Origin of the sequence: Streptococcus bovismuti (assembly GCF_042436615.2) — a bacterium.
GTDB lineage: Bacteria > Bacillota > Bacilli > Lactobacillales > Streptococcaceae > Streptococcus.
The window spans coordinates 10,394-25,707 of the sequence record NZ_JBHMFR020000004.1 but is presented as its reverse complement, the minus strand read 5'-3'; the positions used below and the strand labels follow the sequence as shown (position 1 = coordinate 25,707).

The 15,314-nt window shown below is 41.9% G+C and carries 15 protein-coding genes; 3 read left to right on the top strand and 12 right to left on the bottom strand.

Features of this window, described 5'->3' with window-relative positions:
- Window positions 1-14: 14 nt before the first annotated feature.
- Both ACERDH_RS05465 and zapA read right to left on the bottom strand, forming a co-directional pair.
- Window positions 15-563, bottom strand: a complete 549-nt coding sequence (locus ACERDH_RS05465) for a CvpA family protein (protein ID WP_000624513.1) — start codon at window positions 561-563, stop codon at window positions 15-17.
- On the bottom strand, window positions 560-862 hold the full coding sequence (zapA, locus tag ACERDH_RS05460; protein WP_000002019.1) for a cell division protein ZapA: 303 nt from the start codon (window positions 860-862) through the stop codon (window positions 560-562). Before zapA ends, ACERDH_RS05465 begins: the two co-directional genes overlap by 4 nt.
- A gap of 86 nt (window positions 863-948) precedes the next feature.
- Between zapA and rnhC the strand changes: the two genes are divergently transcribed.
- The 3 genes from rnhC (at window position 949) to recD2 (ending at window position 5,074) form a co-directional block, all read left to right on the top strand.
- Window positions 949-1,830 (top strand): ribonuclease HIII, encoded by an 882-nt coding sequence (gene rnhC / locus ACERDH_RS05455; protein ID WP_386684184.1) that lies wholly within the window; start codon window positions 949-951, stop codon window positions 1,828-1,830.
- A gap of 3 nt (window positions 1,831-1,833) precedes the next feature.
- Window positions 1,834-2,448, top strand: coding sequence for a signal peptidase I (gene lepB, locus ACERDH_RS05450; protein ID WP_049493020.1), 615 nt, complete (start codon window positions 1,834-1,836; stop codon window positions 2,446-2,448).
- A gap of 259 nt (window positions 2,449-2,707) precedes the next feature.
- On the top strand, window positions 2,708-5,074 hold the full coding sequence (gene recD2 / locus ACERDH_RS05445; protein ID WP_247930713.1) for an SF1B family DNA helicase RecD2: 2,367 nt from the start codon (window positions 2,708-2,710) through the stop codon (window positions 5,072-5,074).
- Window positions 5,075-5,121: 47 nt separating this feature from the next.
- Here recD2 and tig read toward each other — a convergent pair whose 3' ends face one another.
- From tig to mvk, 10 genes are all read right to left on the bottom strand, one after another.
- Window positions 5,122-6,405, bottom strand: coding sequence for a trigger factor (gene tig / locus ACERDH_RS05440; RefSeq protein WP_261028687.1), 1,284 nt, complete (start codon window positions 6,403-6,405; stop codon window positions 5,122-5,124).
- A gap of 221 nt (window positions 6,406-6,626) precedes the next feature.
- Window positions 6,627-7,808: an N-acetylmuramoyl-L-alanine amidase family protein gene (locus ACERDH_RS05435; RefSeq protein ID WP_314499984.1), complete on the bottom strand. Its 1,182-nt coding sequence runs from the start codon at window positions 7,806-7,808 to the stop codon at window positions 6,627-6,629.
- 52 nt (window positions 7,809-7,860) lie between these two features.
- On the bottom strand, window positions 7,861-8,748 hold the full coding sequence (locus tag ACERDH_RS05430; RefSeq protein ID WP_314499982.1) for a C40 family peptidase: 888 nt from the start codon (window positions 8,746-8,748) through the stop codon (window positions 7,861-7,863).
- Between the two features lie 279 nt (window positions 8,749-9,027).
- Window positions 9,028-9,660, bottom strand: a complete 633-nt coding sequence (locus ACERDH_RS05425; protein WP_261150140.1) for a response regulator transcription factor — start codon at window positions 9,658-9,660, stop codon at window positions 9,028-9,030.
- A 13-nt stretch (window positions 9,661-9,673) separates the two neighbouring features.
- Window positions 9,674-10,669: an envelope stress sensor histidine kinase LiaS gene (locus ACERDH_RS05420; protein WP_314499978.1), complete on the bottom strand. Its 996-nt coding sequence runs from the start codon at window positions 10,667-10,669 to the stop codon at window positions 9,674-9,676.
- Window positions 10,666-11,364 (bottom strand): cell wall-active antibiotics response protein LiaF, encoded by a 699-nt coding sequence (liaF, locus tag ACERDH_RS05415; protein ID WP_261150142.1) that lies wholly within the window; start codon window positions 11,362-11,364, stop codon window positions 10,666-10,668. Before liaF ends, ACERDH_RS05420 begins: the two co-directional genes overlap by 4 nt.
- A gap of 76 nt (window positions 11,365-11,440) precedes the next feature.
- Window positions 11,441-12,451, bottom strand: coding sequence for a type 2 isopentenyl-diphosphate Delta-isomerase (gene fni, locus ACERDH_RS05410; protein ID WP_261150143.1), 1,011 nt, complete (start codon window positions 12,449-12,451; stop codon window positions 11,441-11,443).
- Complete coding sequence (locus ACERDH_RS05405) at window positions 12,435-13,442, bottom strand: phosphomevalonate kinase (RefSeq protein WP_386684174.1); 1,008 nt, start codon at window positions 13,440-13,442, stop codon at window positions 12,435-12,437. The genes fni and ACERDH_RS05405 overlap by 17 nt, the downstream gene beginning before the upstream one ends.
- Complete coding sequence (mvaD, locus tag ACERDH_RS05400) at window positions 13,429-14,382, bottom strand: diphosphomevalonate decarboxylase (RefSeq protein WP_386684171.1); 954 nt, start codon at window positions 14,380-14,382, stop codon at window positions 13,429-13,431. Before mvaD ends, ACERDH_RS05405 begins: the two co-directional genes overlap by 14 nt.
- Window positions 14,364-15,242, bottom strand: a complete 879-nt coding sequence (gene mvk / locus ACERDH_RS05395) for a mevalonate kinase (protein WP_386684168.1) — start codon at window positions 15,240-15,242, stop codon at window positions 14,364-14,366. Before mvk ends, mvaD begins: the two co-directional genes overlap by 19 nt.
- Between the last annotated feature and the right edge of the window lie 72 nt (window positions 15,243-15,314).

Here is a 15,314-nt window from a genome sequence, read left to right as displayed (position 1 = left end):
AATTCCTGCCCTTTTTATCCGATTAAATTTGTCACCCAGATTTGTTTGAGCCAACTAGTGGTTACTGGTATGCTCTGGATGATGTGTTTTGCGACGATACTCTTTTCAAGAGGATTTTGTATAGCTGCCATGGGAATGGTCGCCAAGATTGTCAAAGCCATCTGCAAGACAAATAAGGTCACCAACATGGATAAGATACCTGCTGAAACTTGGAACAACTTGCCACCCAATTTTTTACTAGGAATCAAGTGTAAGAGGAGACCAAGCAAACGACCGATGCTATAGACTATCCCAAATACAAGCAAGTAGCCGATTCCTGCGTAAAAGACCTTATCCAACTGAAAGAGTTGATCCGATGGGAAAAAGAAAGTTCCCTGACCTTCCTGTGGATTTGCATAAGGAAGTAGCAAATGAAATTGCTCTCCAAGTCCCTTATAAAACTGGCCAGCCACAAAAGCCGATGCCATGGCTGAAATCAGGTAATAGACCTGTAAGAGCAGGCCTCTCCGATAGCCGATATAAAATCCCCAAGCCAAGACCAATAGAAGAAGGAGTGAAATCATAAGGAATCCTCAATCTTGCTCTGTTCTTGCTTACAAGTCACAAGCTTGTGGCGCAATTCTTCTAATTCTTGCTCCTTATCATCAAATTCAATCTCACGGCTGAGCTGAGTTGACAAACAGTTGACTGCCAACAAAAGAGCGATTGTTTCATCGTCTGCACTAGGCATTTGTTCTTTAATTGCTTGGTATTTTTCTGTTGCAACCTTAGCGATTTCCTCCATAAAAAGGTTATCATGTTCGCTTGTCAAGGTTAATGATTTTTTCCCGAATGTAAATTTGAATCGATTTAGATTTGCCATAAAATTCACCTCACGATATTATACCAAAATTCGCTAATTTTGTCAGTTTTTACAAATTTGCCTGCTTTTATGGTACAATAGAAACTATGGCAAGTATAACACTCACACCAAGCGAAAAGGAGATTCAGGCTTTTCTTGAACACTATCAAAACAGTCTGGCTCCCAGCAAGAACCCCTATATTCGCTACTTTTTGCGACTACCTCAAGCTACCGTTTCTATCTATACCTCTGGAAAGGTCTTGCTTCAGGGTGAAGGAGCTGAGAAATACGCCAGTTTCTTTGGCTATCAAGTTGTAGAGGAAACTAGCGGACAAAATTTTCCTTTGATTGGGACGGATGAGGTTGGAAATGGTTCCTACTTTGGTGGGCTTGCAGTTGTGGCTTCCTTTGTCACACCTGACCAGCACGATTTCTTGCGAAAACTCGGTGTGGGGGATTCTAAAACTCTGACCGACCAAAAGATTCGTCAGATTGCCCCTATCCTCAAAGAAAAAATCCAGCACCAGGCACTGCTTCTTTCACCAAGCAAGTACAACGAGGTCATCGGAGACCGCTACAATGCTGTTTCGGTTAAGGTCGCCCTCCATAATCAGGCTATCTATCTCCTCCTTCAAAAAGGCATTCAGCCTGAGAAAATTGTGATTGATGCCTTTACTAGTGCTAAAAATTATGACAAGTACTTGGCACAAGAGGCCAATCGTTTCAGCAATCCTATCAGCTTGGAAGAAAAGGCTGAGGGTAAATACTTGGCTGTCGCAGTTTCTTCCATCATTGCGCGTGATCTCTTTCTGGAAAATCTTGAAAATCTGGGACGAGAGCTGGGCTATCAACTTCCAAGTGGAGCTGGAACGGCTTCTGATAAGGTGGCTAGCCAGATTTTACAAGCCTATGGTATGCAGGGACTCAATTTCTGCGCCAAACTGCACTTTAAAAATACTGAAAAAGCGAAAAAACGCTTAGAAAGGTAAGTTATGAATTCATTTAAAAATTTCTTAAAAGAGTGGGGATTGTTCCTCCTAATTCTGTCATTACTAGCTTTAAGTCGTATCTTTTTTTGGAGCAATGTTCGCGTAGAAGGGCATTCCATGGATCCTACCCTAGCGGACGGTGAAATCCTCTTTGTTGTCAAACACCTCCCTATTGACCGTTTTGATATCGTGGTGGCCCATGAGGAAGATGGCAATAAGGACATTGTCAAACGTGTCATAGGAATGCCTGGCGACACCATCCGTTACGAAAACGATAAACTTTACATAAATGACAAAGAGACAGACGAGCCTTACCTAGCTGACTACATCAAACGCTTCAAGGAGGACAAACTCCAAAGCACATACTCAGGCAAGGGATTTGAAGGAAATAAAGGAACTTTCTTTAGAAGTATTGCTGAAAAAGCCCAAGCCTTCACAGTTGATGTCAACTACAATACCAACTTTAGCTTTACTGTTCCAGAAGGAGAATACCTTCTCCTCGGAGACGACCGCTTGGTTTCGAGCGACAGCCGCCACGTAGGTACCTTCAAAGCAAAAGATATCACAGGAGAAGCTAAATTCCGCTTCTGGCCAATTACCCGTATCGGAACATTTTAAGAAACCTAAGAGGCCGAGAATCAAAAATCTCAGCCTCTTCTTCTATCGTAAGAAGATGATTATTCTCTACCCAGTCTAACTAGGATAGAAACAAAGTTATACTCAATGAAAATCAAAGAGCAAACTAGGAAGCTAGCTGCAGGCTGCTCAAAATACTGTTTTGAGGTTGCAGATGGAAGCTGACGTGGTTTGAAGATATTTTCGAAGAGTATAAAATAAAAACAATCCCAACTCTCACCTATTCATGCAAAGGAATTTTATGGAAGTTTATTTTTCAGGAACCATTGAACGGATTATTTTTGAAAATCCCAGCAATTTTTATCGTATCCTCCTCCTAGAAATCGAAGATACGGACGCAGAAGATTTTGATGATTTTGAAATCATTGTCACCGGCACCATGGCTGATGTAATTGAGGGCGAAGACTACACTTTTTGGGGGCAAATTGTCCAGCACTCCAAGTATGGGGAACAACTGCAAATCAGCCGTTATGAACGTGCAAAACCAACTAGCAAGGGTCTGGTTAAATACTTCTCCAGTAGCCATTTCAAGGGAATTGGTCTCAAGACAGCTCAAAAAATCGTGGACACCTATGGTGATAATACCATTGACGAAATTCTGCAACACCCAGAAAAGCTAGAAGGCATTGCAGGGCTCTCTGCCAAAAATCGTGAGGCTTTCGTCTCCACTCTTCGTCTCAACTATGGAACAGAGATGGTTTTAGCCAAACTAGCCAACTACGGCATTCCCAATAAATTAGCCTTTCAGATTCAAGACTTTTACAAGGAAGAAACCCTTGATGTGGTTGAAAATTATCCCTACCAACTGGTTGAGGATATCAAGGGCTTGGGCTTTACTATTGCTGACCAACTAGCGGAGGAACTTGGCATCGAAAGTCAGGCTCCTGAACGCTTCCGTGCCGGTCTAGTTCACAGTCTTTTTCAGGCCTGTATGGAAACAGGGGATACCTATGTTGAAGCACGAGATTTGCTAGAACAAACCCTTACTCTCCTTGAGTCTTCCCGTCCCGTGGAACTGGACCCCAGCCAAGTGGCCCAAGAACTCTCCTACCTAATCGAAGAAGACAAGGTTCAGCAAATTGATACCAAAATCTTTGATAATAGCCTCTTTTTCGCTGAGGAAGGCATCCGCAGTCACTTGGTTCGTATCCTTGAAAAAGGAAAACAGAAGAGCCAAGATTTAGAAACTATTCAAAAACATATCACTACTGTCGAGCAAGAACTAGGGATTGAGTATGATAGCATTCAAAAACAAGCTATCTGCGACGCTATCCAGAACAAGGTCTTTATCCTGACAGGTGGGCCCGGTACTGGTAAGACAACTGTTATCAATGGGATCATCGCTGTTTACGCCCTTTTAGAAGGACTTGACCTCAGGAAAAAAAGCAACCTGCCCATTCTTCTTGCCGCTCCAACTGGACGAGCAGCTCGACGCATGAACGAATTAACAGGCTTGCCTAGCGCGACCATACACCGCCACTTAGGAATGACAGGCGACGATGATACCAGTCATCTGGAAGATTATCTAGATGCTGACTTTATTATCGTGGATGAATTCTCCATGGTGGACACTTGGCTGGCCAACCAACTCTTCTCCAACATCTCTTCTAACAGTAAAATCCTCATCGTGGGCGACAGCGATCAGCTACCGTCTGTCAGTCCCGGTCAAGTTCTAGCTGATCTGCTTCATATTTCCTTGATTCCTCAGACTCGCTTGGAAAAAATTTACCGACAAAGCGAAGAATCAACCATCGTCACCCTAGCTAGTCAAATTCGACAGGGAATCTTGCCAGCTGATTTCACCCAGAAAAAAGCAGACCGTTCCTACTTTGAAATTGCTAGTGGCCATATTCCAGCTACGATTGAAAAAATCTTAGGCGCTGCCCTCAGAAGTGGTATTCCTGCCCGTGATATCCAAGTTCTGGCTCCCATGTACAGAGGGACGGCAGGGATTGATGCCATCAACCAGCTCATGCAAGACCTCCTTAACCCACCACAAAAAGACCAACTTAGTTTTGAAGCTCCCCAGTGCCATTATCGTAAGGGCGACAAGGTCATTCACCTGGTCAATGATGCTGAAATTAATGTCTTTAATGGAGATTTAGGAGCCATCACAGACCTGATTCCTGGTAAATACACCGAGTCGAAACAAGACGAGATTGTCATTGATTTTGACGGCAACGAAGTCTCTTACCCACGTAACGAATGGTACAAGATTCGCTTGGCATATGCCATGAGTATCCATAAATCGCAGGGAAGTGAGTTCCCTGTTGTTATCCTACCTATCACCAGTGCTAGCAGGCGTATGCTGGAGCGCAATCTCATCTACACAGCCATTACACGCGCCAAAAGCAAGCTTATCTTACTAGGCGAATTACAGGCCTTTGATTATGCTACCCAACATATCGGAACTGCCCGAAAAACCTATCTGATTGAACGCTTCAGTGATTTATTGGAAAATGTTGAAGAAAAGCAACCAGCTGTCTCTGAAACAGCTACATCAAGTACCTCTGAACAATCCTACATCCTGACAGAAGAAAACTGGGACAGCATCCCAGCCATGATTGGAATTACAGACGCAGACCTCAAAGAGATTTTTGGAAAATAGTGCACAAGAAAACCCACCAATTCAGGTGGGCTTTTTGTTTATTAAGATTATTTAACTGTCGCTGTGCTTGTGATCAATTCAACAGCTTTTTTGATTGTGATGTCGTGTTTCAACATATCAGCTGAAAGTAAGCTTTGTACTTGTGCAACTTCCATGTTGTAGTCTGCAGCTAATTGCTCGATTTCTTTTTGGATTTCTTCTTCTGAAGCGTCAAATCCTTCAGCTTTCGCAACTGCTTCGATAACAAGGTTAGTCTTAGTACGTGACTCAGCTTCTGCTTGGTATTGATTGTGAAGGTCTTCTTGAGTAGTTCCAGTGATTTGGAAGTACATGTCAGGGTTGATGCCTTGACGTTGCAAGTTTCCAAGGAATTCGTTTACTGAGCGGTGAACTTCTTCATGAATCATTTCTTCTGGAAGTTCTACGATTTCAGCGTTTTCTACAGCTTTATCGATTGCTGCACCTTCAACTGCATCTTTGTATGCTTCTTCTTTAGCAGCAGCCAATTCTTTGCGGTATTTTTCTTTCAATTCAGCAAGTGTTTCAACTTCTTCGTCGATGTCTTTTGCAAGCTCATCGTCAAGAGCTGGAACTTCTTTAGCTTTTACTTCGTGGATAGTTGTTACGAATTTAGCTTCTTTGCCTGCAAGGTCTTCTGCTTGGTAGTCTTCTGGGAATGTTACGATAACATCAACGGTTTCACCAGCTGAGTGACCTACCAATTGGTCTTCGAAACCAGGGATGAATTGACCTGAACCAAGTCCAAGTGAGAAGTTTTCACCTTTTCCACCGTCAAATTCAACACCATCGATAGAACCAACGAAGTCGATGACAACAGTGTCGCCGTTTTCAGCAGCAGCTTCTTTGATAACCAATTCAGCCAAGTTGTTGCGTTCGCGTTCAATACGCTCTTCAACATCAGCATCAGTTACTTCTTTTTCTACATCTACTGATACTTCAAGGTTTTTGTAGTCACCCAATTTTACTTCAGGTTTTGTAACAACTTCAGCAGTGATAACCCAATCTTGACCTTTTTCCATTGAAGTTACATCAATTTTTGGTTGAGCAACAACTTCAAGACCAGCTTCTTTTACAGCTACTTCATAAGCGTTTGGCAAAAGAGCGTTCATAACGTCTTGGTAAAGTGACTCTTCACCAAATTTTTTGTCAAAGATAGGACGTGGAAGATGACCTTTACGGAAACCTGGAACATTAAGAGATTTCTTCACTGAGTTGAAGACACGGTCCAATTCTGGTTTGATTTGGTCTTGAGAGATAGTGAAAGTCAAGACACCACGGTTTGTTTCTTTGTTTTCAAATGATACAGACATTCTGTCATTTCTCCTTAAAATTTTTTAAATACAGTCTATTATAACATAAATGGACGACTTTTTTCAAGTAATGAATGCGCTTTTCAACGATAGGAAAGGTACAGTTTCTTCTTAGTTTTCTTTAGGTTTCGAATATAATTTTATAAAAGATGTTTAGTGATGGCTGATTACAGTAAAAAACGAATCGCCCACACATCCCTCATTAGGCGATTCGTTTTGTCTTACTTAACAACAGAAACATTTCCTGTTGAACTGTCGTATCGAACAGTTTCTCCATAAAAACCGGAAATTCCTTTTTCAATATAATCACGGAAATCATTAGGCAAAACTTTCATCTTCACGATTTCACCAGATTCATCTGCATAGCCCAAAATATGGTGATCTTTAGATAATAATCCGTCCATAAACATTGTAAAATATCCAGTTACAAGTTGATCATTGGCACCTCTTAGATAAAGTTTATTGTCATTAATTGTCAATCCAGATGAGTCTAGACTAATAACTGGACTTGAGTTTTTAAGATAAAGTTCAGACCCAACTTTTTGAATAGGGAAGTGAGTAGTAAATTCTGGTAGATTCGCAACCTTACGTCCATCTGCTCCAAAGTAATACTTATTTGGTAAGTTTTGGAAATTCTTTATGACAGCTTTAGGATCAATTTCTTCCCCTGGTTTTTTATTATCAGTAATTGCATCTAAAGTATTTCGTTTTATATCGCCAATCTTTTGATAAGAAAAACGTTCAACAATAGGTTTGATATACCAGGCATTCTTTTCGATAACAACTCCATCTTTCTTATGAACAAGGTGATAGTCATAACCATCAGACAAAGTAACGATATCTGTAATAACTGTATCATCAAAAGGATCTTGTTCAACCTGACTTGGGAGTTTGGTTAACATATAACCATCCTTACCAATGACATAACTTTCCCCATCGCTTGCTGGAACAGCTCTATCTGCTACCATAGCACCTGATTTTTCAAAGTAAGACCATTGACCATTTGCAGTTGCCCATCCTGTTGCCATAGCGCCACTGTCTTTGAGGTAATACCATGTAGATCCTTCTTTGTACCAACCTGTGCGCATAGCACCACTATTTGCGAGTGAGTACCAGGTGCTACCTTCCTTGTACCAGCCAGTACGCATAGCGCCACTGTCTGCGAGCGAATACCATGTATTCCCATCTTTGAGCCAGCCTGTCTGCATTTTACCAGAACCGTCAAAGTGGTACCAAGAACCTGCGTTTTGTACCCATTTGTTTTTAGCGAAACTGCCATCTTGTGAAAGATTCCAGTCAGCACCATTTTTAACCCAAGTATCTGCAGCCTGTACTTGATTGATAGACAATAGTAGACCAGCACCTACAAGCAAACCAAGTGTAAGTAGTTTAGATTTTTTCATAGCCATTTCCTCCAATTAGTAACAAATTATTTATGACATTTAAATTTTATTGTTACCAAACTCGTCTAGCTCCGTCAATAGATCCAATGTATTCATTGTTAGTTATGTTTACAAATTTTCTTACAGAATTTGCGTGGACCACTTGGTTACCGCCAATATTAATTCCCACATGCGCAAGATTATTAAAGAAAATTAAGTCTCCAGGTTTTTCACGACCAGTTACATCAATTCCTTGATTAAATTGAGTTCCAGTAGTAGTTCCTAAATCAATGTCAAAATTTTTATATATGGCATGTGTAAATCCTGAGCAATCTACACCCTTATTCAAGTCTGCCCAACCCCCAACATATGGGATTTTATCTACAAATGTCTCTGCATACTCAGCAATTGCCTGACCTTTATTTTCTACCAAAACGCCGTTAGATCTAAAGAAATAAGGTTTTCCATTAACTCTATTGTAATCGGTTAGCATAGCTCCATCATTTGAAAGATAGTACCAATTACCATCTGGGTTAATCCACTCATTTGATTTCATCCAACCTTGATCATCAAAATAATACCATTTCTTATCTAACCATTCCCAATGTTTAGCATACCCACCTGAAGTATATTTGAACCACCAGCGGCCATCTGTTTGCATCCAGGTTCCTTTATCATCTCTATTTTGATTAAATGCTATTTTTTCTTGATCGCCTTCTACTTGCGTTAATTCTCTAGGAGAAAATCCTACCAACTTAACTTGTTCTGCATCTTCAACCTTAATTTTACCTTCTTTAACAAGTTGATCAATTGCTTCTTTTTCGCTTGTATACTGTGAAGTTGTTTGTGATGTAGTCACTTTAGTGGTAGACGTTGTAGTTTCTGCATTAACTACATAAGTAGTTGATAACAAAGCTCCTGAAGTAAGTAATAAAGCTGCATAAGTAATATATTTTTTCATGACAAAAATCCTTTCTTCAAAATTCCTTAACGCTCTAGTGACCTTATTTTGATAATTTACGGAGACATACCTGTAACCTCCTTTTGGATTTTATATATCATTCTTATATTTAATATATTGTTTTATCTTTTTATAACTCTATTCTACTCCTCTATAAAATGAATGTCAATAAATAACATAAAAATATTGTGAAAAAAATATTTTATTGTGCTAGAGGTATTTACTCACTTCTTTGATACTCAACCCAGCCATTTCTCCAATATTATTTTTGCATATCTGTTAGAACTCCTCATGCCCCACTAAGTGGTGCTGAAAGGCATAGACTGCAGCCTGGGTACGATCGCTGACTTCAAGTTTGGCAAGGATATTGGACACATGAGTCTTGACCGTCTTGAGAGAGATAAAAAGTTCATCAGCGATACGCTGATTTTCATATCCTTTAGCGATGAGTTGGAGAACATCTCGCTCACGCGCAGTCAAGTCCTCATGTAGTTCTATGTGATTGCGGTGGTATTCGACCTTCTTGCTGACCTCTTGTTCAATAGCCAACTCACCAGCAGACACCTTACGAACAGCGTGTAGCAATTCATCTGCACTAGAAGTCTTGAGCATATAGCCCCGAGCACCGGCATTTAAGACAGGCATGATTTTTTCATTGTCCAAGTACGAAGTCACAATCAAAATCTTGGCTTCAGGCCATTCTTTGAGGATAGCCAAGGTCGCATCAATCCCATTCATCTCAGGCATGACAATATCCATGACAATGACATCTGGACGTAATTCCAAGGCTAAATCAATGCCTTGAGACCCGTTGGACGCCTCGCCCACAACTTCTACATCGTCTTGGAGGTCAAAGTAGCTTTTCAAGCCCAATCGAACCATTTCATGGTCATCTACTAGTAAAATTTTCATCTTTACTCCTTCATCATTCCTCATCTAACAGGGGAATACGGATATCAACTGCCAGTCCTTGCTTGGGAGCTGTTAATAACTGAACCGTCCCTGCCATATCTTCAACCCGCTCCTTGATATTGCGGAGTCCATAACTCAGGTCATCTAAATTCCCCAACTGGAAACCAATCCCATTGTCTACCACCTTCAGCTGCAATTCAAAATCTGTCTGATAGAGGTAAACATCCAGACAAGATGCCTGGGCATGACGGAGGGTATTGCTAATCAACTCTTGCAGGATGCGGAAGATATGCTCCTCGATTTTCTTAGGCAATTTCGTTACATTTTGCTTGAAACTAACCTTGAGATCACTCTTGTCCTCAAGCTCTTTTAAGAGAATTTGAATTCCCTCAACCAGACTCTTTTGCTCCAGTTCAACTGGTCTCAAATGCAAGAGCAAGACCCGCAAATCCTTCTGGGCGGTTTCTAAAATAGCTGTGACACTCTGCAGCTGGATCTGCATCTTTTCTCTATCCAATTTCAAAGTCTGCTGACTGATACCTGATAAAATCATGTGAGCCGCAAACAACTCCTGACTAACTGTATCGTGCAAATCCCGAGCAAGTCGCTTCCGTTCCTTCTCAATGATTTCCTCTTCCTGAGCAAGACTTTGATTTTCAGCCTTTTGAAGTGCTTCTGTCAAAAGGTTAAGTTTGCCAGACAAGGACTTGAAACTGGCATCCAAATCTGGATCTGCAACCTGAACCACTTCTTGCCCTGCCAACAAACGCTTGAGATTAGTATGCATTTTTCTTAGAGAAAGCTCTTCGATACCTCTCCAAAACAGGGCTAAGAGAAAGGTCATGGACATGCTGAAAACCAACAATAAAAAGATAAATTTTTCTGTTTTTTCGACATCCTGCAGGAAAATAGACCAGTCAAAATCAAGAATTTCCAGTAAACTGTGGGAGAAAAATAAGACAAACAGGATGGAGGTAAGAGCAATGATTACATAAGCTTGTTTTTTCATCCTCTGACCACCTCCACATCTCCAATCATAGTGGTCAAGAAAATCTTGACACTCTTGTTACTCTTGAGATAGTCTTTGGTTTCTTGATGATAGTGTTCATTTCGGAGGGATCGCTTGGGCTGGTTGAAAAAAGTTAAATCACCATAGAGACAGTTGACGCTGAGACTGACTTCCACATCTACAGGTACAATGATTTTGGTCGTTCCTACCATCTTTCTGAGGATAATGACATTATCATGATTGGTTAGGATGACCCTCTCCAGATGAATGGTGTCCTTACCCATAAGGCGAAAGAGATTGATATCATCAAACTGGCAAGTCTGGTAGCTTGAAAAATGATGGAGATTTCCAAACCAACGATTTTTCTCCTTCTTAACCATCACCACCTCTTCAAAAATCAAATCGGTCTGTTCTTTTTCCTGGTTCATCATCGGATAAAGAAGAAAGAGGCTATAAATAACCGCAACAAAAATAGCTAGAATCACAAAAGGATTGAGCATGACGATGAAAAAGAAGAGAATGGTTGCCACTACTAAGAGAAGGTTATTGCCATCTTTACCAGTGTAATAGCGAATCAAAAGCAAAAAGAGGAATAAAATCAGCAGAAAACGCGAAAAATGCTCTGATACCATCAAAATCAGAGCTCCTGTCAAAAGACAGGCTTCGATAAATAAAAAGATTTTAAATTTTCTCATAGGTTCATCCTCTCCCTTCTATTTTATCACAATTCAAAAAAGTCACCTCAGTCTGAGGATGGAAAAAAGGCGCTGGTTACGCCTTTTTCATCTGATCCTTTGCTTCTTTTAATTTTCCGTAGAGAAGGTAGTCTACGTTTTGCAGATCTGCTATAGTGGCACAGTTCAGAGCACACATGATTAAGCGTAGATCTACTTTCCAGCCTTGGACAATGCCAATTACTTCTTCGACTGTGTAGCTTTCAACCAATTCCAGAACGGTACGTGACAGTCCCACAGCCTTGGCACCAAAGACCAAGCACTTAATCATATCCAGCGGATTCCGAACGCCTCCACTGACCAAGAGTTCGACCTTGTCTTTCCAGTCTTGGGCATTGAGAAGGGCTTGCATGGTAGACTGGCCCCATTGATTGAGGTAGTCACGTTGACCACTGCGACGATTTTCAATATAGGCAAAGCTGGTACCGCCACGACCTGATAGATCCACTGTACGAACACCCAGTTCATAGGCTCTTTCGATGGTCTTGGCATCCATTCCAAAGCCTACTTCCTTGAGAACAATAGGGACGGGGATTTGCTTGCTATAATCTGCTAGATGCGATTGCCAGCTTCTGAACCTTCTTTCTCCCTCAGGCATGAGCAACTCCTGCATGACATTGACATGCACTTGTAAAAGTAAAGGATTCATCTCTGTCACAGTCTGCAAACCAAGTTCAACCGGCTTATCCAATCCAATATTGGTTCCAAGAAGGAGATTGGGATGGCTAGATTTGACAGAAAAAGAGTCATCTGTTGGATCTTTGAGGGCTGCGCTATAAGAACCCGTTACAAATAAAATACCACAGGCTTCCGCCACTTGAGCCAGCTTTTGATTGATTTCTCTTCCCTTATCGCTTCCACCCGTCATAGCATTGATATAAAAAGGAAAGTCCCACTTTCGACCCGCAAATTCTGTAGACAAATCAATCTCACCCAGGTCATAAAGAGGCAGGGAAGAATGAATCAACTCCACCTCATCAAAGCTATTATAGGAACTTTTCTGCTCAAGGGCATAGCGGATATGCTCATCTTTACGATTTGTCGTCATGTCCTATCCTTTCTTGGTATAAGAGCTCAATCCCCAGATCGGCCCATCGGTTTTTTAGGGTTTCAGTTGATTGCTCATCAAAACTCAAGGCAATACCACAATCACCACCACCAGCGCCGCTACTCTTAGCAACGGCCTGCAAATCTTGACTGGCCCCTTTCAGCTGTCTAAGCGAAGGCGTGTAAATATCTGCGCTCAAGCCTTCTAAGAGCTTGCTGGCTACTTCTACTTGCTCGATGCTTTTTTCTACTTTCCCCTGCTCCAAGGCTTCTACTAAAGAAGCCACCGTTTCTTTTGAGGAAGTTAAAAAATTCTGATTGATATTTTGCTTGATTTGCTGGACCATGTGACTTGATACAGCCACTTCCTTGGTCCATCCCACTAGGAAATCACATTCTAAAGTTGGTTTCACTTGCGAAATTGAAAAGCCCCAATCACGCTCCAGAACTGTCTCCAAGTTTTCTTCTTCCAACCAATCAGCTACCTTCTGGCGATCAAATGACTGGTAGACAACCAAACCCTCTGCTACAATGCAGGCAAGGTCTCCCATAGAACCATTGTCTCCTCGCTTGAGCAAGACCGCGCTAGCCAGCTTGAACAAGAGCTCCTGATCAACCAAAAGCTTATACAGAGCCAGCAAAGCCTTGACAACCAAGACAACGACGCTGCCACTAGAACCCAGACCAAACTTTTTCCCTTCTCGTTCCATTTTTCCTCGGATTTCCAAAGAAAAAGGTCGCAAGGTCTCCCCACGATAAACGAGGAAATCTTCCACTAAAGCAATTGTTTCTTGAATCAAGCTATAGTCAGGATTTGGCGTCAAATCCGCTGCGAAATCAAACATATCCGAATAGATACGATAACTATCAGAAAAAGTAATCTCAGCCTTCATATAGATGGGAATGGCCTTTATCAAGGCCAACTGCCCTGGCTCTAAAATAGCATATTCCCCTGCCCAATAGAGTTTTCCGCAAGTTTTAACAGCAATCATCTTGGCTCAAATCCTTTGTTTTTGACACAATCAAGCGATAACGCTGACCGAAGATTTCTGATAAATGCTCCAAGTCTTTCTCCTGACAGAGAACCTTGACATTGGGACCAGCATCCATGGTAAAGTAGCAAGCTTCTCCTTGCTCACGAAGCTGGCGGACAAAGTCCATGGCTTCATAGCTTGCATCCGTCAGATAAGAAAAGGCTGGTGATGCTGTTTTGGTCGTAGCGTGCATAGCCAGAGCATTTTCCTCCGTTAACTCCCCAACCTTGGCAAAGTCATTTTCCTTGAGATAAACCAGCATATCCTGATAGTCTTTCTCAGACTGACGGACCCAGTCATCAAAGGTCGTCGATGTCTCCACACAAAGTTTCATCCCATCACGACTAGAGATTGGTTTTTTCTTGTCCTCTAGTACCAACATAATCATAGCTAGTTTCAAGTCTGTCTCTACAGGGTAAATTTCTCCGCTATCCTTATCCCAAGCACCTAGTGGTCCATAAAAACTCCGAGAGGAAGAGCCTGAGGCAAACTTAGCCTCCTGTGCCAACTGGCTCCGAGTCAATCCAAGCTTGAAATAAGCATTACAAGCCTTGACCAAGGCAGACAAACCACTAGAACTTGATGACAAGCCCGCTGCCGTAGGCATATTATTTTGAGTATCAATTCGAACAAAGCCCTCACCAGCTGGACGGTAACGGTCAATAATCTTGCTCATCTTGACATGCTCCGCCTCACTCTGTAGCTGACCATTGATGTAAAAGACATCAGCAGTCGCATCCGTCGGTAGAGGCAACAGGGCCGTCTCTGTGTACATGTTTTCCAAAGTCAGAGAGATGCTGCTAGTAGCAGGCACCATCTCTTTTTCTTTTTTCTTTCCCCAATATTTGATAATAGCAATATTTGCGTAAGAACGTACTGTTACAGGCTCTCTATCCATGTCTGAACAGCTCCTTTCTCTTCTAATCTTTCTGCTAGTTCTTGTGCTTGGTCCAGATTGGCTACCAAGGCGATAATACAGCCTCCAAGGCCACCACCGCTCATCTTGGCACCCAGAGCACCATGACTAAGAGCCGTTTCAACCAAAGAGTCTGCCTCAGGGCTACTGACACCAATTTCTTTTAAATGTAAATGTGCTTGACTGAGGATTTTCCCCAGCCCTTCAGCATCTTTTCGTGAAATCGCATCCTCTGCCTGCTGGGTCAATTCTCCCAAGGCATGTAAAAACGGTAGGGCATCCTTCCCCTTGCTCTGAACCACTTGGATGGCTTCACGAGTATGACCATAAACGCCCGTGTCGGCAATCACCAAATAGGCTGATAGATCCATCTCAAGCTCTGTAAATCCTACATTCTTAATAAAGCGAATAGGTTGGTCACTGAGACAGGTTTTAGCATCCAAACCACTTGGATTCATATGGGCAATCATCTCAGCCCGATTGACCAAGATTTCTAGTACATCATGAGGCACATCAGCCTCATAGTAGTCAAATACTGCACGAATGGCTGCTATGCTGATAGCGGCTGACGAACCCATTCCCCGTTTTTCAGGGATAGCCGAGTCAATCTCACAGCGAATACAGGCTTCTTTGATATCCAAATACTCCAGCGAAGCATAAACTGCCATGGACAAGGTATCTTCCTCATAGAGACGCCATGGACTCGCTGCAGGAACTACCTTACAAGTCACTTCCACCTCCAAAAGAGGCAGGGAAATGGCAGGATAGCCGTAAACGACCGCATGCTCTCCTATTAAAATAATCTTACTATGTGCCTGACCGACACCAACTTTTTTTGTCATTTTTTCCTTTTACTAGACGAAAAAGCCGTCTTATTTTTTCATACAAGTATTTATTCTCTCCTATCTATTTTA

Bases quoted from the DNA above. Each gene is read 5' to 3' on its own strand.
- ACERDH_RS05465 (WP_000624513.1), bottom strand. From the start codon at position 563: ATGATTTCACTCCTTCTTCTATTGGTCTTGGCTTGGGGATTTTATATC.
- zapA (WP_000002019.1), bottom strand. From the start codon at position 862: ATGGCAAATCTAAATCGATTCAAATTTACATTCGGGAAAAAATCATTA.
- rnhC (WP_386684184.1), top strand. From the start codon at position 949: ATGGCAAGTATAACACTCACACCAAGCGAAAAGGAGATTCAGGCTTTT.
- lepB (WP_049493020.1), top strand. From the start codon at position 1,834: ATGAATTCATTTAAAAATTTCTTAAAAGAGTGGGGATTGTTCCTCCTA.
- recD2 (WP_247930713.1), top strand. From the start codon at position 2,708: ATGGAAGTTTATTTTTCAGGAACCATTGAACGGATTATTTTTGAAAAT.
- tig (WP_261028687.1), bottom strand. From the start codon at position 6,405: ATGTCTGTATCATTTGAAAACAAAGAAACAAACCGTGGTGTCTTGACT.
- ACERDH_RS05435 (WP_314499984.1), bottom strand. From the start codon at position 7,808: ATGAAAAAATCTAAACTACTTACACTTGGTTTGCTTGTAGGTGCTGGT.
- ACERDH_RS05430 (WP_314499982.1), bottom strand. From the start codon at position 8,748: ATGAAAAAATATATTACTTATGCAGCTTTATTACTTACTTCAGGAGCT.
- ACERDH_RS05425 (WP_261150140.1), bottom strand. From the start codon at position 9,660: ATGAAAATTTTACTAGTAGATGACCATGAAATGGTTCGATTGGGCTTG.
- ACERDH_RS05420 (WP_314499978.1), bottom strand. From the start codon at position 10,669: ATGAAAAAACAAGCTTATGTAATCATTGCTCTTACCTCCATCCTGTTT.
- liaF (WP_261150142.1), bottom strand. From the start codon at position 11,364: ATGAGAAAATTTAAAATCTTTTTATTTATCGAAGCCTGTCTTTTGACA.
- fni (WP_261150143.1), bottom strand. From the start codon at position 12,451: ATGACGACAAATCGTAAAGATGAGCATATCCGCTATGCCCTTGAGCAG.
- ACERDH_RS05405 (WP_386684174.1), bottom strand. From the start codon at position 13,442: ATGATTGCTGTTAAAACTTGCGGAAAACTCTATTGGGCAGGGGAATAT.
- mvaD (WP_386684171.1), bottom strand. From the start codon at position 14,382: ATGGATAGAGAGCCTGTAACAGTACGTTCTTACGCAAATATTGCTATT.
- mvk (WP_386684168.1), bottom strand. From the start codon at position 15,242: ATGACAAAAAAAGTTGGTGTCGGTCAGGCACATAGTAAGATTATTTTA.